Origin of the sequence: Microbacterium sp. B35-04 (assembly GCF_010634885.1) — a bacterium.
Taxonomy (GTDB): Bacteria; Actinomycetota; Actinomycetes; order Actinomycetales; family Microbacteriaceae; genus Microbacterium.
On sequence record NZ_MWLP01000056.1, the window covers coordinates 1 to 23,892 of the forward strand.

Annotated in this window: 14 protein-coding genes; 8 read left to right on the plus strand and 6 right to left on the minus strand. The window is 65.0% G+C overall.

Annotation, left to right across the window (positions count from 1 at the left end; translation table 11 throughout):
* Positions 1 to 85: 85 nt before the first annotated feature.
* Both B1729_RS13360 and B1729_RS13365 read right to left on the minus strand, forming a co-directional pair.
* On the minus strand, positions 86 to 1,462 hold the full coding sequence (locus tag B1729_RS13360; RefSeq protein WP_239539638.1) for an alpha-galactosidase: 1,377 nt from the start codon (positions 1,460 to 1,462) through the stop codon (positions 86 to 88).
* 142 nt (positions 1,463 to 1,604) lie between these two features.
* Positions 1,605 to 2,630 carry a LacI family DNA-binding transcriptional regulator gene (locus B1729_RS13365; RefSeq protein WP_239525957.1) on the minus strand — a complete coding sequence of 342 codons (1,026 nt, stop codon included), beginning with the start codon at positions 2,628 to 2,630 and terminating at the stop codon, positions 1,605 to 1,607.
* Between the two features lie 381 nt (positions 2,631 to 3,011).
* Here B1729_RS13365 and B1729_RS13370 point away from each other — a divergent pair, with 381 nt between their 5' ends.
* From B1729_RS13370 to B1729_RS13380, 3 genes are all read left to right on the plus strand, one after another.
* The gene (locus B1729_RS13370) at positions 3,012 to 4,532 is read left to right on the plus strand and encodes a glycoside hydrolase family 43 protein (RefSeq protein WP_163633176.1); all 1,521 of its coding nucleotides are present in this window, start codon (positions 3,012 to 3,014) and stop codon (positions 4,530 to 4,532) included.
* A 645-nt stretch (positions 4,533 to 5,177) separates the two neighbouring features.
* Complete coding sequence (locus tag B1729_RS13375; protein WP_163633177.1) at positions 5,178 to 6,773, plus strand: hypothetical protein; 1,596 nt, start codon at positions 5,178 to 5,180, stop codon at positions 6,771 to 6,773.
* A gap of 216 nt (positions 6,774 to 6,989) precedes the next feature.
* Positions 6,990 to 7,967 carry an alpha/beta hydrolase gene (locus B1729_RS13380; RefSeq protein WP_163633179.1) on the plus strand — a complete coding sequence of 326 codons (978 nt, stop codon included), beginning with the start codon at positions 6,990 to 6,992 and terminating at the stop codon, positions 7,965 to 7,967.
* Positions 7,968 to 8,132: 165 nt separating this feature from the next.
* Here B1729_RS13380 and B1729_RS13385 read toward each other — a convergent pair whose 3' ends face one another.
* Positions 8,133 to 9,026, minus strand: a complete 894-nt coding sequence (locus B1729_RS13385) for an aldo/keto reductase (protein WP_204318921.1) — start codon at positions 9,024 to 9,026, stop codon at positions 8,133 to 8,135.
* Between the two features lie 80 nt (positions 9,027 to 9,106).
* Positions 9,107 to 11,281 carry a TIM barrel protein gene (locus B1729_RS13390; RefSeq protein WP_163633180.1) on the minus strand — a complete coding sequence of 725 codons (2,175 nt, stop codon included), beginning with the start codon at positions 11,279 to 11,281 and terminating at the stop codon, positions 9,107 to 9,109.
* A gap of 2 nt (positions 11,282 to 11,283) precedes the next feature.
* On the opposite strand from B1729_RS13390, the gene B1729_RS13395 reads away from it, so the two are divergent.
* Positions 11,284 to 12,798 carry an MFS transporter gene (locus tag B1729_RS13395; RefSeq protein ID WP_163633182.1) on the plus strand — a complete coding sequence of 505 codons (1,515 nt, stop codon included), beginning with the start codon at positions 11,284 to 11,286 and terminating at the stop codon, positions 12,796 to 12,798.
* A gap of 465 nt (positions 12,799 to 13,263) precedes the next feature.
* Here the strand turns inward: B1729_RS13395 and B1729_RS13400 are convergent, their stop codons facing one another.
* A complete protein-coding gene (locus B1729_RS13400; protein ID WP_163633184.1) occupies positions 13,264 to 14,742 on the minus strand; it encodes a carboxylesterase family protein in 1,479 nt (492 codons plus the stop codon).
* Between the two features lie 176 nt (positions 14,743 to 14,918).
* Between B1729_RS13400 and B1729_RS13405 the strand changes: the two genes are divergently transcribed.
* The 3 genes from B1729_RS13405 (at position 14,919) to B1729_RS13415 (ending at position 20,843) form a co-directional block, all read left to right on the plus strand.
* Positions 14,919 to 17,969, plus strand: coding sequence for a glycoside hydrolase family 2 TIM barrel-domain containing protein (locus B1729_RS13405; protein ID WP_163633186.1), 3,051 nt, complete (start codon positions 14,919 to 14,921; stop codon positions 17,967 to 17,969).
* Positions 17,932 to 19,143 (plus strand): serine hydrolase domain-containing protein, encoded by a 1,212-nt coding sequence (locus tag B1729_RS13410; RefSeq protein ID WP_239539639.1) that lies wholly within the window; start codon positions 17,932 to 17,934, stop codon positions 19,141 to 19,143. Before B1729_RS13405 ends, B1729_RS13410 begins: the two co-directional genes overlap by 38 nt.
* A 185-nt stretch (positions 19,144 to 19,328) precedes the next feature.
* Complete coding sequence (locus B1729_RS13415) at positions 19,329 to 20,843, plus strand: MFS transporter (RefSeq protein ID WP_163633190.1); 1,515 nt, start codon at positions 19,329 to 19,331, stop codon at positions 20,841 to 20,843.
* Between the two features lie 9 nt (positions 20,844 to 20,852).
* Here the strand turns inward: B1729_RS13415 and B1729_RS13420 are convergent, their stop codons facing one another.
* Positions 20,853 to 21,758: an alpha/beta hydrolase fold domain-containing protein gene (locus B1729_RS13420; protein WP_163633192.1), complete on the minus strand. Its 906-nt coding sequence runs from the start codon at positions 21,756 to 21,758 to the stop codon at positions 20,853 to 20,855.
* Positions 21,759 to 21,884: 126 nt separating this feature from the next.
* Here B1729_RS13420 and B1729_RS13425 point away from each other — a divergent pair, with 126 nt between their 5' ends.
* On the plus strand, positions 21,885 to 23,891 hold the full coding sequence (locus B1729_RS13425) for a glycoside hydrolase family 3 N-terminal domain-containing protein (RefSeq protein WP_239539637.1): 2,007 nt from the start codon (positions 21,885 to 21,887) through the stop codon (positions 23,889 to 23,891).
* Position 23,892: the final 1 nt, after the last annotated feature.

Genomic DNA, 23,892 nt, shown 5'->3' on the forward strand with positions numbered 1-23,892 from the left:
CGCCGGCCGCGCCGCTTCTTCGCGTTCTGATCGAGGTTGTGGACGGCCGCCTCCTGGAAGACCGTCTGCGCCTGCGCCTGGGTGGTCATCGGAGGTCTTCGCCGATGCCGTCGTTCAGCCGCGGGAGGCTCTCGGTTCCGGCGTCGAGTAGCAGAGCCGCCCCGTGGCGATCGAGTCGGAGCGTAAGCGCAACACTTCCCGGGGCAACGCCCCGCGCATCGTTTGACTGGGCTCTTACCGAGGCGAGCGGGATGACCTGATCGGTCCATAGTTCGCGGATCGATCCGCGGGCGTTTGGTCCGAATCCGAGGTTCTGAACGTCCACGACGACTTCTCTCGGCTCGTCCGCGAGATTGAAGACGGCTGCATAGCGGCCGCCGAGCCCTGCCGACGCGCCCCAGACCACGAGATCGCCCTCACGAAAGAACTCACGGTTTCCCGACGAGGACCTCAGCACATCGAGCACCGCCCCGTTGGTGAACAGCGCGATCGTGCTCGGGTCAGTGGAAGGCAGGTCACCACCGATCATGAGCGGGGAACGGGCGATCACCCACAGCGTCATGAGGGTGATTCGCTCCGCTGGAGTCAGGTTGTCATCGCGAGGCTCACCCCGCTCAGCACGGATCCCGATACGACCCAGCGGCAGCATGTCACCATCCGGCCAGCCGGCTTCCGTGGCGTAAGGAGCCCAGCGCGCGAGGCGAGCGAAATTCGCTTCGACGTCCTCCCATCGATCCCACAGGTCGTCGCAGACCCGCCACATCGTGGCGTGATCGCGCAGATGATCGACACGGGCGAGCGACAGATCGCGCCCCGGCGACAGCGAGAGTTGGATGTCGCGCCCTGACCGCACAATGGCGCGAGCGTATGCCTCGATGTCGTCGGCTTGATACGGCCACAGCATGTCGTCGGCTTTGATGAAGTCGACACCCCACCCTGCGTAGAGCTTCAGCGTCGAGTCGTAGTACGCCTGCGCTCCGGGGTGATCGTGCCGCAGCCCGAACATGTCCGGGTTCCATTCGCAGACGTTGTTCCGGTCAGCGATTTCTGATGCGCGCCACGTCGTGCCGAGGACCGGTAAGTCCAGTTCGACCGCGCGCCTCGGGATGCCGCGCATCGTGTGGATGCCGAGACGCAGGCCCCACGAGCGCAATGTGTCCGCGAGCGGGCCGAAGCCGGCACCGTCGGAAGAACTTGGGAAGCGGCCCGGATCGGGGATGAGACGGCCCCAGTCGTCCATCGCGAGTGGTGCTTCCGCGTTGTAGCCGTGCGAGCGGGCCGTCGGATCCGCCCAGTCGATGTCGATGACTACCGTGTCCCACCCGTACGGCAGAAGGTGACCCGCCATGAACTCGGCGTTTGCCAGCACCTCCGCCTCGGTCACCGTGGTGCCGTAGCAGTCCCAGCTGTTCCAGCCCATCGGCGGAGCGACCCTGGCCGCGATCTTCTCCCCTGCATCCATGCGAGGAATGGCCTGGCTCACGATCTCTCCTTTAACTGCGGCGGGCTGTCGTACCCCAAATCGGGATGCGCCCCATCCTGATGGAAACGTTGCCATTCGTCAAGCGTCACATGAGGGCATCTCGAGGACATTGCCACTGGCTTCAGTGAGACGGAACGGGCCCGGAGCTGTCTCTCGCGATGAGCGTGGGAGCGATGAAGTAGTGCGCTGCCGCCGCTCCCCCGATCATGCCGAGCAGCAACTCGACGGAGGTGCGGCCAAGCGCAACGAAGTCTTGTCGCACCGTGGTCAGCGATGGAACGAGGTACTCGGATCCCGCGATGTCATCGAACCCGACAACGGAGATCTTTTCGGGGATGGCCACCTGATGCTGCGCCAAGGCGGACAGCACGCCCATCGCCATCTGGTCATTCGCCGCGAATATCGCAGTAGGCATTCGGTTGAGGGTGAGCAGCTCCTGCGTCAGGCGAAACCCGCTTGCGGCCGAGAAGTCGCCTTCGGCGTGAAGGGGGTCGTCGACTCCGGCGCGTTCCATCGATTTCCGCCAGCCATTCAGGCGCGCTTTCGCATCGAACACGTCGAGAGGCCCTGTCAGGTGCACGATGTCTCGGTGTCCGAGGTCAAGTAGGTGCTCGGTCGCCAACCGCGCCCCGAGTTCCTGGTCGAGTTCGACGGAGCCGATCGATGGGTTACGCAGCTCGCCCGACATCACGACCGTGATAGGGACGCGCGTCATCAGCTGTTCGAGCGCGGCAGCCGCAACAGGGCGATCGGCGATGATCGCCACTCCCTCGACAGCCTGGCTCGCGAGCCGTTCCACTGCCGTCACAAGCTCCTCGTTGGAGCCTTCCTGCCAGCTGGCCATATTGACCCAGTAGCCGCCCTGCCGTGCCGCACTCTCAACGCCACGCAGGATGCGCGGCAGTTCGAACAGTTCGGACCCAGCGATGACGACCCCGATCGTCGTGGACCGGCCACTTTTGAGCGCGCGCGCGACGTCGTTCCGTCGGTAGCCGAGGCGTGCGATCGCGTCCGTCACTCGTCGTCGCGTGTCCGGGCGCACCGCATCCGGCTCGTTGAGGACCCGGCTGACGGTCACGAGGGCGACACCGGCTTCGCGCGCAACGTCCACCATGCTCGGCGCCTTCGACTTCTTGGAATCCGGCACGCGCTCACTCCTCTATCCCCACGACAGGATGTTCGACCACTATGCCCGAACCGACTCGGCCGCGAGCGCTTGGGGAGCGCACACGCCTCCGCAAGCAACCAGTTGGTGCCCATGTCGTCTAGCCGCCACTCGGGCTGCCGCGAACCCCATCTCTAGTGGCCCCCGCAACACCTTGTTGTGATCACCCAGCCGATCTCGGTCACATTCAACGCCGCGGGCCACTGCTACTCACGACGAGCCCGCCGGATGGTCTTCCAGGAGTCCAAATCCAGACCATGCTCCTTCGACGCGCCGCGGGTCGAATCTGCCTGAGCATCCCTGTACCTTGGAAACGTTACCATCGGATAATCCGACGCGAACACTCTTGAGAGGAACGGCCGGTTGACATCGCCGAATCCCGTGCTGCCCGGGTGGCACCCCGACCCGTCGATATGTCGCGTCGACAACAGCTTCTATCTTGTGACGTCCACCTTCGCGTTCTACCCCGGCCTGCCCATCTATCGCAGTAGCGACCTCCACCACTGGGATCTCATAGGGCACGCGCTTATCGACGAGTCATGGCCTTCACTAGGGCCGGTCGACGTCTCCGACGGTATCTGGGCTGCGACAATCCGCCACGCAGACGGCGTCTTCTACATCGTGTTCACCGTCGCAGCAGGCCGCACGGGCGCCGGGTTATACGTCACCACGGCTACACGTCCCGAAGGGCCGTGGTCGTCACCGCGCCAACTGGACGGCGACGGAATCGATCCATCGCTGTTCTTCGACGACGACGGAAAGGTCTTCCTCACCGCCGCCCGGGACGCCACCTCGCCACACGCGAGCGGGCCCGGCGAGATCTGGATGCGTCAATTCGACCCCAGCGCGGGCGCGCTCATTGGACCGACCTTCATCCTCTGGCACGGCGCGGCCACCGGGACGTGGGTCGAAGCCCCGCATCTATACAAACGTGATGGTACGTACCATTTGATCTGCGCAGAAGGCGGGACCGAGCGGAACCATGCCGTCACTGCAGCGCGCGCCACCGAGATCACTGGACCCTACCGGACCGATCCCCGCAGCCCGCTCCTCACTCACCGGCACCTCGGCGATCACGCCACGGTCCAGAACGTTGGCCACGCCGACATCGTCGATGGCTCCGACGGCCGATCCTGGGCCGTGGTGCTAGGCGTGCGGCCCATCGACGGTCACCACACGCTCGGGCGAGAGACATTTGTCGTTCCGGTTCAGTGGAGTCGGACGGGACCAGTATTCGCGCCAGGTGAAGGTCGCATTGTAGAAGGAGCCGCCCCGGCTGGCCGAGCACGATCATCGGAGGATTGGATCAGCCTGCGTGGACCGGTCGAGGCGGAGGTCGCCGAGCAGCGCATCGTGCTGACACCCCGCCCCGCTCCGTTGGACTCCGCCGAATCACCCGCATTCCTCGGCGTTCGGCAAGACCACCACATGGGTTCGTTCGAAGCTGGCATCGACACGGATGAGATCATTGCTCACGAGGCGGGGCTGGCAGCACTGCAGGGCAGCGGGGCACGCCTAACTGTCAGCCTCGTCAGGAGGGACACCGGGGTCGTCCTTCGCGCGACGCATGCGCAGCAATCAGGTTCAACACTCCTCGGAGAACTCGCCGTTTCAGGGCACGTACGAGTCGGCATCCGGATGACTGAAACGCACTACGCGGTAACGGCAGCCACGAGCGACCGGCATGACGTAGTCGCACGCCTGCCTCGCACCAGCTTGAGCACCGAGACTGCAGGCGGCTTCGTCGGCGTGACGCTCGGAATCTTCAATATCGCCGCCGGCGACGCCTCCCAGATCGCCTTCCACACAGTTCGCTACTGCCGCGGCACAGAAGGCGCGAACTCGCAGAGCGGGCTGGCGCATCCCATGGCGTCGCTCGCGTAGTCCGCTTTCGCGCGGGCAACGGAGATCGGGGACCGTCGGGAGCCGGTTCGAGCGCCTCAGCGGGTGAATTGCCACTTCGACGCCGCGCCCAGACGGGCGCGAGCGACGGGTTCGCGGGCCCATCCCCAGGTCAGGGAGTCTGGTTTCCGGACGTACGCGCATCCGCAATCCGCACTACGGGTACCTGATCTCGGCCATTGGAGCGGGATCGCTTCGACTTCATCCACAAGGATCCGGATGCTGTGGCACGGCAGTCACTCCGCAACGAGTTGATACCCTGCCCGCCGCACCGTCCGAGAGGGTGAGTAATCGGTGCGGCGCGGGGATGAGTGACGACGGGGTTCTGTCGAAGACGGCTTGTCAGACCTGCTCACTGAGGGGCTTGTGCAGGTGGGCGAGTGGATTTCAGGCCCCATTGCGGCGTCTGTTCGCAGCTCGCCATGTCGATGCCGGGGATGCGCTATCCAGCGAGCGCCGGCGATGTCGGATCAGGTTCGAACCGGTAAGCGCTCACCGGGCATCGTCGTGGTAATCGAGACATAAATGTTACTCGCCTCATATATTCACAACCGCGCCGTGGTGTACTTTTCGAATACTGAAGTAAACCCATATTTTACCTCATGGACACTGACAGGAATTTCAACGATGAAATCTGTTCACCACACGCACGGCACTGGCATGCGCGTCACTGTGATCTTGCTGAGCATTGCCCTCGGCATCCTCGCCGCCTACAGCATCTTCAGCTCCACGATGCTGGCCAGCGGGTCGGACGGGCTCGCGAAGGGAGCCGGCGCCGCCGCAGAGGGATCGGTCGCCCTCGCCTCCGGAACCGACGCCTTGGCGTCGGGGGCCTCCGGGTTGGCGGAGGGCTCCAAGGGGCTGAAGGCCGGCGCCGACGCCGCATCGACCGGCGCAGACGCGTTGGCCACAGGCGCCCAAGGTGCCGCTACTGGCGCGAGCGGGCTCGCTCTGGGCGCGGCGGGACTGCTCGCCGGATCAGACGCGGCTGCCACGGGTGCCGCGGCTCTCCACGACGGCTCGGGGGCATTGGCTTCCGGTGCAGGCGCGCTCGCGCAGGGCGCGAGCGGGGCCGCGGACGGCGCCGCCGCAGTACACGAGGGCTCGGGCGCGCTGGCTTCCGGTGCAGACGCCCTCGCACTGGGCGCGACCGGGGCAGCCGACGGCGCCGCCGCTCTTGCGACGGGCGCCGCGGGCTTGGCCGCGGGAGTGGATGCCACACATGCATTCGCGGGCGGGGTGAGAGCCGGCGTACAAACGATGCGCGACATGCTCGCCGCCGGTGTCACCGATTCGACGCTCCTTCAGTCCCAGAACGGTGCCGCAGTCAGCAGCGCCGCCTCTGCAGCTGCCGAGGAGTCAGCAGAACTGCTCGCCTCACTGGAGGCTATGGCCGCGGCAGACCCCACCAACATCGAACTGCAGCAACTGGTGACCACGGCCGCGAACCTGCAGACCAACGTCGGGGTCCTCACGCCGGCGGCTGAGGCCGCTGACGACTTTGCCACCAGCCTGGTAGTCGGCGCGGCGACAGCCGAGCAGGTTCTGGTCGGTGCCAACGGACTGGTCGACGGTGATGCCGCGCTGGGCTGGCCCGGAACCGTGATGCTGGCGGGGCCGGACGGCGCCGCAGCCGCTCTCGCCACTGGCGCTCGCGGACTTTCTGATGGCGTTGCAGCACTCCGGGACGGCAGCGTCGGGCTGGCTAGCGGAGCGGATGCTCTGGCGACCGGCGCGGGCGGGCTGGCGCTCGGCGTTGCAGCACTCCGGGACGGCAGCGTCGGGCTGGCTAGCGGAGCGGATGCCCTGACGACCGGCGCAGGCGGGCTGGCGCTCGGCGTCGCCGCCCTGCGAGACGGCAGCGGTGCGATGTCCACGGGCGCATCCGCCCTCTCAGATGGAGTGGGAGCACTCGCGACTGGGGCCTCGGGCCTTGCAACAGGTGTCAGAGCGCTGAACGATGGGGTCATCGCCGTCTCCGACGGAGCAGTGGCTTTGGCTGACGGAAGCACCGGGTTGAACGACGGCGCCTCCGCTCTCGCGGAGGGTAATGGCGCACTCGCCGATGGCGGCAAGGCATTGTCGGGCATCGCTGGCGGTATGGCACCCGGTCTCACGTCGGGACTTGCCATCGCCGCACTGATCGCACTGATCGCAGTCGGCTTCTGGATCGGCCATCGGATCAACCACCGGAACCGGACTCGCGAGCTCGCGCTCGCCTGACATCTGGAAGAGGGGGCGCGGCGGCGCCCCCTCTTCTGTCGCCGCCCGCTCGACTTCAGCCGGCGCGACACTGCAGATTGATTTTTCAGTTTCCTCATAAATTCGTGGATCACAGTGGAACACATGTCCCACACGGCGAGCCAGCCCCCGTCCCCTGCACTCTGTCGCCGAAAGTGGCCTCGTCGCCTATTGATCGCTGCTATCGCAGTACTCGGTTTGTCTGTCATCGCAGCCGCCCTCGTCGCAAACAACACGCAGATCGTTGTCGGCATCTTCCAGGGCTATCAGTCGCAGAACTCGTACGAGCCGCGGAACGCCCCGGCCGAACACCTCCGCGATAACGGAATCCGATACGTGAACGACCTGGAGTACGGCACGGAGTTTCCGAACAGCCACCTGGACATCTCCTACCCCGCGGATAGCCCGGATGCCCCCCTGCCCACCATCGTCTACACGCACGGAGGGGGTTTTTTCGGGGGGGACAAGGTCCTGGGCGACCCGTTGGCCGTTGACAGCGACGTGAACTTCTTCCCCGACCGAATGGTGGAACGGGGCTTCGCGTTCGTCAACGTCAACTACGCACTCGTCCCTCAGTACCGGTTCCCGACCCCTGTCCACCAGCTGAACGAGGCCCTGGAATTCCTCCGCGATCACGCCGCTGAGTACCGACTCGACATGGACAACGTCATTCTCATGGGCTCCTCAGCGGGGGCCATCATGACAGCACAGTACGGCGCAGCGCTGGCCAATCCGAGCTACGCGGCTCTCCTCGACCTGGTCCCTTCAATCCCGCTCGACAGCGTCCGTTCGCTCATCATCGACGACGGACCGCTCGCGATCGACGACTTCGATCTGGCCACGATGATCCTGGTTGGAAACTACATCGACGGCACCCTTCATCCCAGCGCGGCCGACCGGGCGCGCTACAACCCCATCGACGACGTCACAGCCCTGTACCCCCCGTCATTCCTGCTCGGAAGCAATTACGACGGCAATGGCTATGCACACGACATGGAACTCCTCGGCGATGCACTCAAGGAACACGGCGTGCGGCACGAGTTCTTCTACGAACGCCGCGACGACGGATCAGAGGCAGGTCATGGCCTCTTGGGCGGCCTGCCCGCCGGCGACCAGATCGCGGTCGACGCCTTCGACCGCATGGTGCACTTCCTGGACTCCGTGCCGGCGGGTTGAGGAAGAGAGCCGCAACGGTAGCGTCCGCGTCGAATCCCGTAGCGTCAACGGTGCTCGACAAGCACAACAGGTGGCGATCCGGGATCCGTCGAGCAAACCACGCTGAAGTCCGCGATGAGGAGCTACCTACCGGATCCGTGGACGGATCGGAGACAAGGGTCGGTCCTACAACGCGGCGGCCCGCGCCAGGTCGAGGTAGGACAGCTCGTTGGGCGTGAGCCGGATGCCGAGTGCATCGATGTTCTGCTGCATGCGGCGGCCGCTGGACGCTGAGACGACGGGGTAGACATCGAGTGGCTGGTTGAGCACCCAGGCGAGGGCTATCTGCGCCACGGAGTACCCTTTCTCATCCGCTACCTTCTCGACGCGCTCGAGGCGTTCGAAGTTGGTGGGATGGGCGAAGCCCCGCCGGGCAGCACCGTCGAGGAGCTTCTTGGCCTCATTGGGATGGTCGCTCTTGATGCGGCCGGAGAAGAAACCGCGCCCCATGCTCGACCACGCGACTATCGGCATATCGTTGCACGCGTACCATTCGCGTGCATCGACGTTCGATGGACCGGAGATTGTGATGACGCCATCCCACGCCGCTTCGACCTGTTCGGCGAGACCGAAGTTCGGGCTCGAGGCGGCGAACGGCACCAAGCCGTGCTCGAGCGCGTACTGATTGGCGGACTGGATGCGCTCGTGCGTCCAGTTGGAGCCGCCGAACGCCCCGATCCTTCCCTCGACATGCAGTTCGTTCAGCACCTCGACGATCGGACCGACGGGCTGGTTTGGGTCGTCGCGGTGGAGCAGGTAGACCTCCACACGATCCGTGCCGAGCTGCTTCAGGGATGTCGCGACGTCGGACCGGATGTCGGCGGGCGTGACACGGCCCTTCCTACCCCTTCCGTGGGCACCCTTGGTGACGATGACCACCGACTCGCGGTTACCGCGCTCCCGCATCCATCGGCCGATGGTGCGCTCGGACCCGGGGTAGGCCCGCGCTGTCTCGATCGAGGTCGCGCCGACGTCCGCGACCTCGTCCAGCAGCCGAAAGGCCGTGCGCCCGCCGAGCATGATCTCTTTGCGCGCGGTGCCGTAAAGGATGCGCGCGACGGGCTTCCTCGCACCGGGAAAGTGCCCGAAGGTCATTTCGCTCATGTGTCGACCGCTGCCTCAAACGGGTACCGGATGCCCAGCAGACGCCGGCACTCGTCGAGCACCTTGAGGTTGTCGAGCGTCATCTGGGGGGTGACATAGGCGCTCTCCGTGCATCCGGCACGCATTTCCCGGGCGACGAGGTCAAACTCGTTGTCGTAGCCGCCATTTCCGTGGAACACGACGCGCCGACCCCTCCCCGGGATCAGCATGGCCTTGCCGCCGCCGTGGAATCCGGGCACTTTGATCATGCCCTTCGTCCCGTTGATGGTGATCATCTCGCCCTTCGATTTCACGATCGAGATCACGATGCGCACCGTCGGACCGCTGTCGTAGTGGAACGTGATCTCCTCGTCCACATCGACGCCGTACTTCATCTCACCAGTCGCCTCGATGCGGTCGGGGACACCGAAGAGGTTGACCACGTAGCTGGTCCCGTATATGCCGAGGTCCAGAAGGGCCCCGCCCACGAGTGACGCGTCCTTGAGGCGTGGGACGAACGGGAGGATGCCGAGCGCGATCGTCACTTGGACATCCTTGACGGCGCCGATCTGTCCGCCATTCACCCAGGTCCTGACCTGTCGGGCGACTGGAGAGAACCACGTCCACATCGCCTCAGCGAGGTAGACGTCACTTTCCTTAGCCAATGTGAACAGTTGCTCGGCGCTCGCGTGGTCGACCGTGAAGGGCTTCTCGAGGAGGATCGGCTTGCCCAGCGCGATCGCTCGCAAGGTGAGCTCCGCGTGGCTGTTGGCCGGGGACGCGATATATACACCGTCCACGGCGGGATCGTTGATCGCTGCCTCGAGGGTGGGCGCAGGTCGAGCCCCGACTTTGCTGGCGAATGCGGCGCGCTTCTCAGCGTTGCGCGAGAACACCGTCGCGATCTCGTGGCGCGTCGTGCGCAGGATCTGGCGCGACGTGGACTTTGCGATCGCGCCCGACCCGATGTACGCCCACCGGAACGGCGGGACCGGCGTCAGCACCGGCTCGGGCGACAGCGGTTCGACCAGCGCCCGGGCAGCTCCGACGAAGCGATCAAGCTGGGCGCTGTGTGCCGAGAGCGAGGCGCCGCTGGGCGGCCGCATGTACTCGATCGCCATCGGGCCGCGGTATCCGTCGGCCGCGATTAGCTGCACGATCTCGGTGAGCGGCACGATACCGTCGCCGAACGCGCGCAGTTCCACGTGGCGGCCGTCGACCGTGCGATCTCCGGTGCCCTTGTCCGCCACCTCGACGTCCTTCAGATGCACATAGCGGATCCGGTCCTTCGTCGCGTGGAAGAACTCGATCGGGTCGTCGCCGGACGGGATCATATTGCCCGTGTCGTAGACGAGACCGAGACCAGGAACGCGATCCAGAAGTGCCCGGCAGTCGGCCGCCGACGACAGTGCCGAGCCGATTGTCGGTGTGTCCTCGACGAGGATCTCGATTCCACTCCGGCTCGCGATGTCAACAGCGAGCCCGAATCCGCGTACGTAGTGCTCGAGCTTGTCGCGCTCCGACACCTGCGCCCAGCCCTTGCCCGACGTCAACGCATCCATCGGCGCGAGCATGATGCGCCTGCATCCGAACCTCTTCGCGGTGCGCACCGCTTTTTCGATCTTGCGGCTCATCTTTGCCGAGTCGGCAAGGAAGCCGACGCCTACGATGAGACTCGACAGCGTGAGCTCGTTCTGATCGAGTCCGTGCTTGACGCGCTTCGCGCCGTAGAGCCAGATCTCGACGGCGAACATGTCAAGTCCGGTGAGCCCGCGCGAGCGCGCGAGAGCGAACAGCGAGTTCAGTGTCATGCGCCCGACGCAGATCTCGCGTGCAAACGGGAACGTCAGCATCGTCCACTGCGGGGTGAATGGCGCTGCGGGCACAGCTGCGGCCGTCATGTCCCAGCCCGTCGCCTCTGGCAAGCGCACCCTGCGCGCTGGTGCGGTGACCGAGATCTCGCTGTCTCCATGGTGCACCATAAAACCACACACTTGAGCTTTTTTCACGCTATATGGCAAGACCCCCCACACGTCTGGACCCGGGCGTTGCACACGCGGCGCCGTGGCCCTCGCCTGCCACGCTGCGGGGCCGTGGGCGCCGGCCTCGATCCACTGGCCTAGGGTGCAACCGAATTTATGTGTAGTGTAAAAAATTCGAGCGCCCGGCGCTCCATGATCAAGGAGGATCACGCGTGGTCAGTAATGACGCCACCACCGTTTCGTCGCCCAGTGTGAGTGCATCCATGTCGCGGAAAGCGGAACGTGCGACATGGCGCATGTCGCGGAGCGAACGCCTGCGCTACTACCTCAGCGGAATCGGGTGGACCACGGGCGCCAGCATCATGGCCTTCTTTCTCAGCATCTACCTGATGTTCCAGGGGTTGAGTCTCGCGGCGGTTGGAACCGTGATCCTCATCGTCAAGATCATCGACGCAGTCGACGACCTTGCCATCGGGTACTTCGTGGACCGAATCAATCCGGCCCAGCTGAAGTTCCTTCGCAAGCTCGCCGGCTCGGGCAAGTACCTTCCTTGGTATCGCGTCACATTCTTCCTCCTGCCGCTCGCCACGGTGCTGTTCTTCGCGATGCCGTCGAACATGCCGGAAGGGGCGAAGCTGGCATGGTTCGCGGTCGCCTACCTGCTCTTCGACCTGGCCGGCACGCTGTCGCAGCTACCCATGTACACGTTGGTGATGACGCTCACGGATCGCGTCAGCGAGCGTGACAATCTCCTCAAGATGCGAGGCGTTCTACTTCTCCTCGTAGGTGTGAGCGTGGGGCTCGTATGGCAGTTCATGATCAGCGAGTTCGTCGGCTTGCCGATCTCCGCGGTCGCGATCGGATCAGCGATTATCGCCCTGGTCCTGATGATGCCCCTCACTCGGAAGGTCGTCGAGCACAACGTGGAACTCAAGAACACCGACGAGACCGCGCCGCCGACCTACACGTTCCGGGAGATGCTGAAAGCGGTCCGAACCAACAAGTTCATGCTGATCCTTCTCGCCAGCGATGTCGTGACCGGGGTGAGCCTGACCATCCTGACGACAAGCATCTTCGCGGCGTTCTTCCTGTTCAACAACTCCATGGTTCTGACGTTGCCCGTGCTCATCGCCTTCATCCCCGGCCTCATTCTCCAGTTCTTCGCTGACCGGATCGCACACCGCATGGGCAAGCGCAACGCCATCGTGGTCTTCGCACTGCTCTCAGCGGCGTGCTCGCTGGCCCTCTTCTTCGTCGGGCCCGGGAACCTCTTCCTCGTGATCCTGTTCATGACCATCGGGGCGATCCCCAATGCCTTGCATACGATCATGCGCACCTTCCTCATCCCCGACACCATCGACTACACCCGTTACAAGACAGGGCAGGACTGCGCGGGCATCTTCTACGCGTTGGACGGTTTCGTCCAGAAGGCGACTGCCGGGGTAGCCTCGGCGATCGCGTTCTTCATCCTCGGTCTCGGAGGATGGGTCACCATCCAGGCGGATTCCTTCGCCGAGCTGCAAGCGGAGAACGTCACGCAACCTGACAGCGCTCTCGCGGCGCTGTGGATCACGGTTACGCTCGTTCCGGCGCTTGGAGCCCTGGCCTGCGCGGGCGTTCTGTCGTTGTACCGGCTTCGCGACGCTGATGCCGCACTGATGGCGAAGTGCAACGCCGGCGAGATCACGCGCGACGAATGTGAGGCGCAAATCTCGCGCGTTTACTGAACGTCTGGGGTCACGCTCCACATCGTGCGTCACGCCGGTGTGGAGCGTGCCGGCTGTACCGGGTCACGACGTTGGCGGCAGTCGGCTGCCGTGCGATCGGCGTTCGAGGTCGATTGGTTGCCGGCAGGCCGCCCGATCCGCAGGGTGCGGTTGAGTCTCGACCTTCCCGTTCTGCCAGGGCAGGGGGTCTCATGAATTTCTGACGGATGCCGTGTACGGCTCAGATCGTCAGCCGCTGTCGGGCATTGGCCCCGGCTTCTCCACGTCCGCGCGCACCAGCTGCCCGGGCCCGGACCTCCTAGTTGCGCGCTATAGCTCGCCGGGTTGGGCCTTGCGCTCACTCATCACCCGTTAAGCGAGTGCGTGCCTCCGCGTTATGCACTATGCCGCAGTGGCATTCTCGGCGTGCCTGTTCAGGTAGTCATGCTCGAACCGGTCGACCGTCCAGTCCCCAGGCTTTCCGCGTCAAAGGACGCCGTTGCCAAGTGACTCACGAATTGACATCGTGGTCGGCAGTTCCGCCCAGACACCGCGCACGTTCGGATACGGATTCTCCTCGACGCCGGACTCGTCATCGAAGATCATCGTCGACCGAGCGTCGGCGTCGAAACGCGGCCATACGCGTTCTTCCGTACTCGGATCCCCCGTCCGCGCGAACGCAGCCCACGCGGAGCCCATGGCCAACGCAACGGGCTCGAGTTCAGGCTTCGAAAGCGATCGCAGCAACAAGGGTACGTCCATGCCGTGGAACGCGCCGAAGGCTCCGTCGGCAACCGAGGGCGAGTACGCGACAACGTAACGGAATACCGCCGCGCCTTGCGCCGCCTTGCGCTCGCCTTGCAAGACCGCAGCGTTTCCGAAGGTGATGTCACTGAGGATTCGAACCAGGCGCTGGCGGTGCGAGACGTCTGGGAAGTCCTTCTCATAGGCGCCCTCGATGCGCGTTCGCACCTCTCCATCGAAAGGAACCATAGCCGCCAGGGTGGCATCGTCCGCAAAGGCCAAGAAGAGCGAGAACTCATCCAGAGTGTTTCCCACGATGAGCGGGACATCGGCGGCGGTTTCCGGCGCGCCCGGGTCGAATGGGGGGTTGGGCAGCCATCTGTCGTCGACTGTGGCAGCCAGAGACAATCCCAACGACTGCCATGCATCGAAGAGTTCACCGGCAGGCATGGTGGCTAGCTCGTGGGCGGACTTTTCGAGCCGCGACGTCAACGCTGCGGAGACGGCGTCAGACACCTCCGCGTCTCCGGCTTTCAGTCGCGAACCGCTTTGGATGATCGCCTTATGGAAGAGCCCCTTGGCCGTCGGCATCGCCAGCAGCGCACCGATCTTCATCCCTCCGCCTGACTCGCCGAACAACGTCACGTTTGCCGGGTCGCCACCGAATGCGGCGATATTCGTACTAACCCAGCGCAGCCCCTCGACGATGTCGAGCAGACCGGCGTTGGAGGCATCCGGGAACTCTTCCAGCCGGAGAAAGCCGAAGACGTTGAGGCGATGGTTGATTCCTACAACGACGACGTCCTCCTCGACAGCCAGGCGAGACGACCGCAGGACAGGGGCCGCGCTGCCCGAGTCGAATCCACCGCCGTGGATGTACACGAGGACGGGGCGGGCCGCCTGATCGACGGCCGGGGTGACGATATGGAGGACCTGGCAGTCCTCGTTCATCGGCTCAGCCACGGCACTTGTGCCACCGGTGAAGTAGCGGAGCAGGTCAGTCGGGATCCCTCCGAACTCCGGATCAGCTTCACCGCCCTGGATCGCGCGAGGTCCGGGCGCCGTGGCATCGAACGGTTCGGACCATGGACTTGCCGACTCTGGCTTGCGAAACCTCTCCGCGCGGCCGTACGGGATTCCGCTGAACGCGAGGGCGTCACCGATCACACGCCCGATGACTGCGCCCGCAGCGGTCGCTGCCGTCACACTTTCCTGAGGCACTTCGCTCTCCTTACCCGGCCCGCACGTTATTTCTCATCGTGCTGAAGTTTTCACCAGAGTATCACCCGAGAATATGCAGCCGCCGTGACGCGTAAGGATAGTGCCGCGATCCGGCAGCCATAAATCTCAGCGTGCTACGATTTTCAAATCACTCTCCTGTCATCGCAAGGACGCCCATGACCTCCGCACCGCCTGCCCCCCGCACCCATCACGCGCCGTCCGGCGTCCTGCGCGAGCCCATGAGCAGCATCCGCCGGTCACCCGAACTGAATCTCGACGGAGTCTGGCAATTCCAACTGCTGCCATCACCTGCCGTCGCGCCGGCAGCCGACGCATGGGCAGAGGTCGAGGTCCCCTCGCTGTGGACCATGGACGAACGGTTCGGTCACCCGCAGTACACGAACATCGAGATGCCGTTCGGCGGCGTCTACCCGCTCATCCCCGAGGACAACCCAGTGGGTGTCTACCGCACGCGCTTCACCCTGCCGAAGGTCGGCGACGATGAACGCGTGATCCTGCACGTCGGCGCGGCAGAGGGCCACCTCACCGCGCAGGTAAACGGCACGGTCGTGGGAGTGAGCACGGACTCGCACCTCCACGCGGAATTCGACATCACCAATGCCGTGAACCCTGGAGATAACGACCTCGAGCTCCACGTCGCCCGGTGGTCTGCCGAGACCTTCATCGAAGACCAGGACCAGTGGTGGCACTCCGGACTCAGCCGGTCAGTGAGCCTCCACACCACATCTCGCGCTCGGCTGATCGACGTGCTGGTGCATGCTGACTTCGACCCTGCCAGCGCCCGCGGCTCACTCCGGGTCGACGCGTTCACGGACGGACTCAACGGCGAGCACAGCGGCGACTACCGCATCCGCGCAACTATTCTCGGTGCCGAGCATGACACGCCGGTCGGTGGCGAACCGGCCTCCCAAGTCATGGCGCCGGCTCCCAGTGATCGCTCCCAGCGACTGCCGCGCATGCTGCCGGATGACATTCCCGACGTTCTGAGCATCATGTCTGCCGGCGGCGAGCTGCCTCCTGACATGGCCGCCTTCGTCGCGCAGTTCGCGGCAGCGGGAGCGGCGCCCGCACCCCTGCCCGGGATCGCACAGGTCCGCCTGAGCGACCTCGCTGTGGAGGCGTGGTCAGCGGAGCGCCCTCATCTGGAAGATCTCCGCGTCGAGCTCTTGGATCCCGCCGGGGCCGTCATCGACGCAGTCGAATACAGGGTGGGGTTCCGCCGCGTCGAGATCGTCGGCCCCGACCTTCTCGTTAACGGCCGCAGGATTCTGATCCAGGGCGTCAACCGCCACGACGTAGACCCGCGAACCGGCCGGGTGATGAGCCGCGAGCGGATGCGCGCCGAACTCTCCCTACTCAAGCGGTTCAACTTCAACGCGATTCGCACCTCCCACTATCCCAATGACCCGTACCTGCTGGACCTGTGCGATGAGTACGGCCTGTACGTGGTGGACGAGGCCGACGTCGAGGGTCACGCCTATACGTCCACGATCGCTGACGACCCACGGTATCTCACCCCCATCGTCGAACGCATCCAACGCATGGTGCTGCGCGACCGTAACCATCCGAGCGTCATCATCTGGTCTCTGGGCAATGAGACCGGCTACGGCGCCGCCCATGATGCCGCGGCGGGATGGCTGCGGCGGGCGGACCCGACGCGTCCCCTGCAGTATGAGGGCGCAATCGCAGCCGACTGGCACGGAGGGCGTTCAGCATCCGACATCGTTTGCCCCATGTACCCGTCCTTCCCGGGCCTGGAGGCATATGCGCGTGACGGGCGCGCGGATCGACCACTGATCTCCTGCGAGTACGCATTCTCGCTCGGAAACTCCAGCGGCGGCCTCGCGCATTACTGGCATCTGTTCGAGACGAGCCCTGCACTCCAGGGCGGATTCATCTGGCAGTTCCTCGATCATGCACTGGACCCGGAGGGCGACGGACGCTTCCGATATGGCGGAGACTTCGGCGACACGCCCAACGACGGAGCCTTCCTGCTCTGCGGCATCGCGTTCGCCGACCTCACTCCGAAGCCTGCCCTATATGAGGCGCGCGGGCTCTTCAGCCCGGTTCGCATCGAGTCCGATGCCGCCGAGGCGCTCGCCGGTAGGGTGCGCATCCGCAGTCGACGCCACTTCGCGGACGTCTCTGACTTGTCTTTCACCATCCGCGTCGAGACGCGCTCCGGCGCGGGCGACGACATGGCTGTGCACCTCGACCTCGCGCCCGGTGCGGAGCAGTCGGTCACGCTGCCGCCCGAGATCGTCGGCGCCCTGCACGCCGCGGACGCCCTCGCCCTCACTCTCGTCGTCACACTGAGACGTGACAGTGCGTGGGCGCCGGCCGGCACGGAGCTCTCCGCACACCAAGTGCAGCTGGCACCGACTGCACTGCCGCTCACCTCTCGGCCGGCAGCCGCAGCCGTTACTTCGACGCAGCCTGCCGCGCTCACCCCGGACGGGGCGCTCAGTCATCCCCTCTTGCAGTCGCCGCCCCAGCTCTGTCTCTGGCGAGCGCAGACCGACAACGACGCATCGGTCGGTCTGGATGGGCGATTCGAGAAGTCCGGTCTGTTCCGCCTGGACGTCGAGCGAACACACATTCGCGAGGAGAGCGGAGCCACGCTCGTGGAGCGCACGCTGCGAGGGGCCTTTGGCGACGCCATCACCCATCGCACCCGGATCCGGGTGCTCGGCACACATGACTACCTGCTCGATGAATACGTGCGGCTTCCAGACGGACCCGTCGATGTTCTCCGCGTCGGCGTGCAGTTCAGCCTTGCGGCCGGCATCGACCATGTCGACTGGACTGGGCTAGGCCCGTGGGAGAACTATCCCGACCGCCGCGCATCGGCCTTGCTCGGCCGATGGTCGGCGACCATTGACGAGCTCGCCACCCCGTATGTGAGGCCGCAGGACAACGGAACCCGCGGGGGTGTGGATGAACTCGCATTGCGCGGCGTCGCCGGGCGCGTGGACATCACTGCCGGTCAGCCGCTCTGGATGACGGCTTCCCGCCACTCGACGGATGCTCTAGAGCGAACGGCGCACTGGTGGGAGCTCCCGCCATCCGACCTCACACACATCACGCTCGACGTTGCCCATCGCGGCGTCGGCACCGGCGCACTCGGCCCTGACACGCTGCCCCAGCATCGGATCACCGAGAGTGAGCATGAGTGGCAGTGGCGTCTCCGGCTGCAGACGAGCTGAGCCGGAGCATACGATGACCAGTGAGACTACGACGGTGCGCGGGCATTTTGACGACGGCTGGGAGGCTGTGGTCAACGCTTTCGCTGGGACCGTCGATCCTGCTGTCGGCGGTGCGGCGCTGGCGATTCGGCACGAGGACCGCGACGTGGTCGACGTGTATGCGGGCACGGCCGACACCCGGACCGGCCGGACCTGGGCGGCTGATACGCCGGCGGTGCTCTTCTCGTCGACGAAGGGACTGGCGGCCGTCACGGTCGCTCTCCTTGTCGACCGCGGCCGCCTCGACATCGAGGCGGAAGTCGCGGGGATCTGGCCGGAGTTCGGCGTTCACGGCAAGAGCGGAATCACCATTGGCGACGTCCTGTCCCATCGCGCGGGCCTGGTGGCCCCCGATGCACCGCTCAGCACGGACGAGCTCATCGATAATCGCGCCTTCGCAGCGAGACTGGCGGCCCAACCGCCACTTTGGCCCGGAGCGAGCGCGCACCTGTACCACCCTGTGACATGGGGCCCGCTCGTCAGTGAGATCGTCCGCCGGGCCACCGGCGAGGAGATCAGCGACATCTTCCTTCGGGAGATCGCAGCGCCACTTGCCGCACACGCGACGCTCGCGCCAACGGAATCGGAGGCGCGAGACGTCGCATACGTCACCCTCTCCCCCGAGTTGGAACTGTTCAGCACCCAGACTGTGCCGCTCTTGGGCGAACTCGCGGCGGCTAGTCTGACCGCCGGAGGCGCGCTCCCGCCCACGCTCGTCGGCGATGGAATCGGGCTGAACGACGCCCGAGTACTCGGCTCGGGCCTCGTCAGCTCAGGCGGCGTCGCGAGCGCGCTGGGTCTTGCTCGCATCTGGGCCGCGACGGTCGCGCGCGTTCCGCTGCTGTCGGCCGGTGCGCTGGCCAGTCTGCTCCGCGTGCGCAGCCACGGCACGGCCTTTGGCGAGAACCCGGATGCAAGCGAGGGGCATGAATGGGGTGCCGGCGTTCAGCTGGCGTCCGCTGCACTTCCACTTCTGACGCGACGCTCCTTCGGGCATGACGGCGCCGGCGGTCAGTGCGGGTTCGCCGATCCTGAGTGGGGCATCGGATTCGGATATGTAACCAACCGGTTGTCACACCTTCACCTTGTCGGCCCGATCCTCGACGCGATGCGTTCGACGCTCGAGCGGCATTGAGCCCAACCTGCACGAGTACCCGTACGAGCGCGTGACGATGAGAACGTTCCAGCCCTAGAGGTCGCGCCATGCCGGGATGGGCGCCGACCTCGAGTAACCCAGCTGCCGCCTTCTCGCGCTTTCGATGAATTCCCGACTTACCCACAATGTAAGCGCCGTAGCGCCCAGATCAAGGAGGATCACAAATGAATAGTGAGGCAACCACAGTTTCGGAACCGGCCACGGCACGAGAGCCCGTCTCCCGGGCAGCCGAGAAGGCGACGTGGCGTCTGACGCGAGGCGAGCGAACGCGGTACTACCTTGGAGGAATCGGCTGGCAGATCGGCGCCGGCGTTATGATCTCTTTCCTCAGCATCTACTTGATGTTCCAGGGGCTGAGTCTCGCGGCCGTGGGGACGCTTATCCTCGTCGTCAAGGTCATCGACGCCGTCGACGACCTGCTGTTCGGCTACTTCATCGATCGCGCGAATCCGGCGCAGTTGAAGTTCCTCCGAAAACTGGCCGGCTCCGGTAAGTACCTCCCGTGGTACCGCGTGACCTTCTTCCTGTTGCCACTGACGACGGTCTTGTTCTTCGCCATGCCGGCGAACATCCCCGAGGTCGCAAAGCTGTTCTGGTTCGCCGCCGCCTACCTTCTTTACGATCTCGCTTGCACACTTTCCCAGGTGCCCATGTACTCGATGATCGTGACGCTGACGGATCGCGTGAGCGAACGGGATAACCTTCTGAAGATCCGAGGCGTGATGACCGTGCTCGTCGGGGTGCTCTCCGGGCTTGCATGGCAATTCATGATCAGCGAGTTCGTCGGCTGGCCGATCAGCGCCGTCGCCATCACCTCGGCTGTCATCGCACTGGTGCTGATGGTCCCCCTCAGTCGCAAGGTCACCGAACACAACGTCGAACTCCAGAACGTCGACGACAGTGCGCCGCCCAAGCACACGCCTGGCGAGATGCTGAAGGCAATTCGAACCAACAAATACCTGCTGCTCATCTTGACGAGCGACGTCGTCGCGGGTGCAAGCCTGACCATGTTGACCACCAGCATCTTCGCGGCGTTCTTCCTGTTCGGCAACTCCATGGTGCTCACCCTGCCCGTGATCATCGCTTTCATCCCGGGGCTGATCGTGCAGTTCTTCGCGGATCGCATCGCCCACCGTCTGGGAAAGCGCAATGCGATCGTGCTGTGTGCGTTGATCGGTGCGACATGCGGACTTATCCTCTTCTTCGTCGGGCCAGGCAATGTGTTCCTCGTGATCCTGCTCATGACGGCGGGGGCTATCCCCAACGCCGTGAACGTGATCATGCGCACCTTTCTCATCCCGGACACGATCGAGTACACCCGCTATAAGAGCGGTCAGGACTGGGCGGGCATCTTCTACTCATTGGACTCGTTCGTACAGAAGACGACTTCCGGGGTCGCAAGCGCCTTGGCGTTCTTCATCCTCGGACTGGGCGGCTGGGTGGCCATCGAGGCCGGCTCGTTCGCGGAGCTCCAGGAGCTGGGCGTGACGCAGCCGGACAGCGCCCTGGCCGCCCTGTGGGTCACCGTTGCCCTCGTGCCGGCGCTCGGCAGCCTGGCATGCGCGGGCGTGGTGTCCTTCTATCGACTGCGGGATGCCGATGCCGCGCTCATGGCGCAGTGCAACGGCGGCGAGATATCCCGCGAGGAGTGCGAGGCCCGGCTGTCCCGCGTTTACTGACCACCCGCATCAAAAGGCGTTGAACTCAGAATCGTGAACTGATCCTGGGTCGTCGGGGAACCGTCCCGCGTCGAGGAATCGCTCGATGCGGGCGACGGCCTCCGAGAAGGCACTCGATCGTGGCCTATTCAGAAATCCGTGGTGGCCTTTGATGAGGCGGTACTCGATATTCGCGCCAGCCGCCGTCGCGGCGTCCGCGAAGGTGCTGCTCGAGCGGCGAAGGATGTCATGCGTGGCGTCGATCATCAGGGTCGGCGGCAGGTTCGAGAGCGACGCGTAAGCCGGAAACGCCAGAGGATCCTCCAGCAGACGCTCATCGCCGACGTAATTCGCAGTCATTCGGTGTACTTCGGCGAGCATGAACTTGGATCCGGCGAGCGACCCGCGTAGCGACTTCTCCACTTCGGAGTGTTCTGGCAGCTTTCCGTGGAACACGCCGTATGCGAGGACCAGTGACGTGGGCTGCGCACACCCTTCCGCCTGGAGCATCAGAGTCGCCCCGGCGGCGAGATTCGCGCCAGCGCTCGCTCCGCCCAGCGAGAGACTGCTGTGACGCGCCCACAGATCCAGTGCGGCATCGACCACGTCGTGAAGCGCCGCCGGGAACCGATTGGACGTGTTCTCGCGCCCGGCCGCTCTTCGACGCGCTGGCCGAGGGGCCAGTCGGTAGTCCACGGTCCGCACGACACGACCGTGCGCCGCCAGGTACTTCGCCGGCGCATCGGATTCCTTCATGTGGACGCTGCCGCCAAACCATCCACCGCCGTGCACCCAGAGGAGCGGGATCGCGGATAGGGGGCGGAGAGGCAGATAGTCACGGATGCGGATCGCCCCGCCACGGCCCGGAACCTGCCCCTCCCTGACCTCGAACCCCGGCGCACGCCGTCGCATCATTTCGAGATCGCTATCGCCCATGACTTCCCCTCAATGCGACTCGAGAACCAGAGATATCCGCCTGGTGCTCTTCATCCGCCAGATTCACGCGGATCGAAAATATGGCTATACTCAGATATTATCTGACGCCCCGCACAAAGGAGTCCTGTGAGCGACACCGCATTTCCCTACCAAGACGCCTCGCTTGCCATCGCGGCGCGGGTCGAGGACCTGCTTGCACGAATGACTCTGGCCGACAAGGCGGGACTGATGTTTCAGCCGCCGATCCAGGTTGCGGACGACCTCGGCACCCGGGTGATGGGGTCGCTTTCGAACCGTGACCTTCTCGAGCGCCGCATCACTCATGCGAACGTCGTCGCGACCCGTTCCGCCCGCGAGATGGCGGCCTGGCACAACGCGCTGCAGCGGGAAGCATCCGAGATCGGCCTCGGCATCCCGTTCACCATCTCGAGCGATCCACGGCACGCCTTCACCGACAATCCCGCGACTGCACTGATGTCCGGCCCCTTCTCGCAGTGGCCGGAGTTTCTCGGCTTCGGAGCGCTCGACGACCCCGAGCTCACACGGCGCTTCGGCGACGTGGTCCGCCGGGAGTACCTGGCCGTCGGCATCCGGAGCGCGCTTCATCCCCAGATCGACCTGGCGACCGAGCCTCGCTGGTCGCGCGGCATCGGTACCTTCGGACAGAACGTAGACGTCGTGGGACGACTCGGCCTCGCTTACATGCTCGGGCTGCAGGGCGACGCCCTCGGACCGCAGTCCGTGGCCGCGATGGCCAAGCACTTCCCCGGCGGCGGCCCCCAGCTTGACGGCGAGGACCCGCACTTCTCCTACGGCAGGGAGCAGGTGTACCCGGGAGGACGGTTCGATCTGCACCTTCAGCCGTTCCGCGACCTGCTCGATGCCGGCGTTTCCCAGATCATGCCCTACTACGGCATGCCGGTCGGCACCGAGTACGAGGAAGTCGGGTTTGCGTTCAACAAGCAGATCATCAACGACCTACTGCGAGAAGAACTCGGATACGACGGCGTCGTCTGCACCGACTGGGGCGTACTGTCCAGCCAATTCTGGGGGGTCGAATCCCTTACGTTCGACGAGCGGCTGATCAAATCCCTCGAAGCCGGCGTCGATCAGTTCGGCGGCGAGACGGATGTGCAGGCCCTGATCGACCTCGTGAGAGGCGGCAGAGTCTCCGAGTCACGCCTGGATATCTCGGTTCGGCGCCTCCTTCGAGAGAAGTTCTCACTGGGACTGTTCGACGAAGCGCGCTACGTGGACGTCGACTCCGCTGATGAGCTGGTCGGGAGCGCGGATGCCCGTGCCGCCGGTCTCGAGGCACAATCGGCAGCCTTCACACTGCTCACGAACGGCGAGGGTGCGGCCCACCTTCCCCTCTCGGGTCAGCCGTCGGTGTACCTCGAGGGCGGCGAGCCCGGTGACTTCGCCGGTTGGGCCGACGTCGTGAGCGATCCGGAGCGCGCAGATGTGGCGATCGTCCGCTTGAACGCACCATGGGAGCAGCGCGGCGGCGTGTTGGACTCGTTCTTCCACGCCGGTTCACTCGACTTCCCGGCAGAAACGATCAGCCATCTTCGGGCTCTCTCCGAGAAGGCGCCTCTCATCCTCGATATCTACCTCGATCGCCCGGCGATCCTCGCACCGCTTCTGACATTCGCCTCGACGATCCTGGTCAACTTCGGGGCGTGCGACGAGGCATTCACGCGAGTCGTGTTCGGCGCGGCAGAGCCGCGAGGATCGTTGCCTGTGGATATCCCCGAGTCGATGGACGCCGTGGCGGGGAGTCGTCCGGATGTGCCCGCGGACACGGCGCGCCCGACGTTCTCCTACGGCCACGGGCTCCGCTACGCGGACTGGACGCCGGCCGAGCGCCCCGCCGCGTCGACGACTTCGATCGAGCGGAAGACGGAAACTGCGCGCTATGACCTCACGAGGGCTGCGCTGGCAACTGTCGTAGAGGACGACGAGGCGAGGGACATCCTCGATCGCATGGGTTTCGACCTTCGCGAGCACCCCGCGTACCCCGTCGTCAGCTTGATGCCCATGGAAGCCGTTTTCGAGATCTTGGCCGAGCTGGTGCCCTCGGACACACTGCAGGATGTACGCGGGAGTCTTGCCGCGCTGCCACCTCGCTGAT

Coding starts and splice junctions, on each gene's coding strand:
- B1729_RS13385 (WP_204318921.1), bottom strand. CDS start 9,026: ATGCTCGGCGGGCGCACGGCCTTTCGGCTGCTGGACGAGGTCGCGGAC.
- B1729_RS13410 (WP_239539639.1), top strand. CDS start 17,932: ATGAGTGGCAGTGGCGTCTCCGGCTGCAGACGAGCTGAGCCGGAGCAT.
- B1729_RS13375 (WP_163633177.1), top strand. CDS start 5,178: ATGAAATCTGTTCACCACACGCACGGCACTGGCATGCGCGTCACTGTG.
- B1729_RS13405 (WP_163633186.1), top strand. CDS start 14,919: ATGACCTCCGCACCGCCTGCCCCCCGCACCCATCACGCGCCGTCCGGC.
- B1729_RS13415 (WP_163633190.1), top strand. CDS start 19,329: ATGAATAGTGAGGCAACCACAGTTTCGGAACCGGCCACGGCACGAGAG.
- B1729_RS13360 (WP_239539638.1), bottom strand. CDS start 1,462: ATGGATGCAGGGGAGAAGATCGCGGCCAGGGTCGCTCCGCCGATGGGC.
- B1729_RS13420 (WP_163633192.1), bottom strand. CDS start 21,758: ATGGGCGATAGCGATCTCGAAATGATGCGACGGCGTGCGCCGGGGTTC.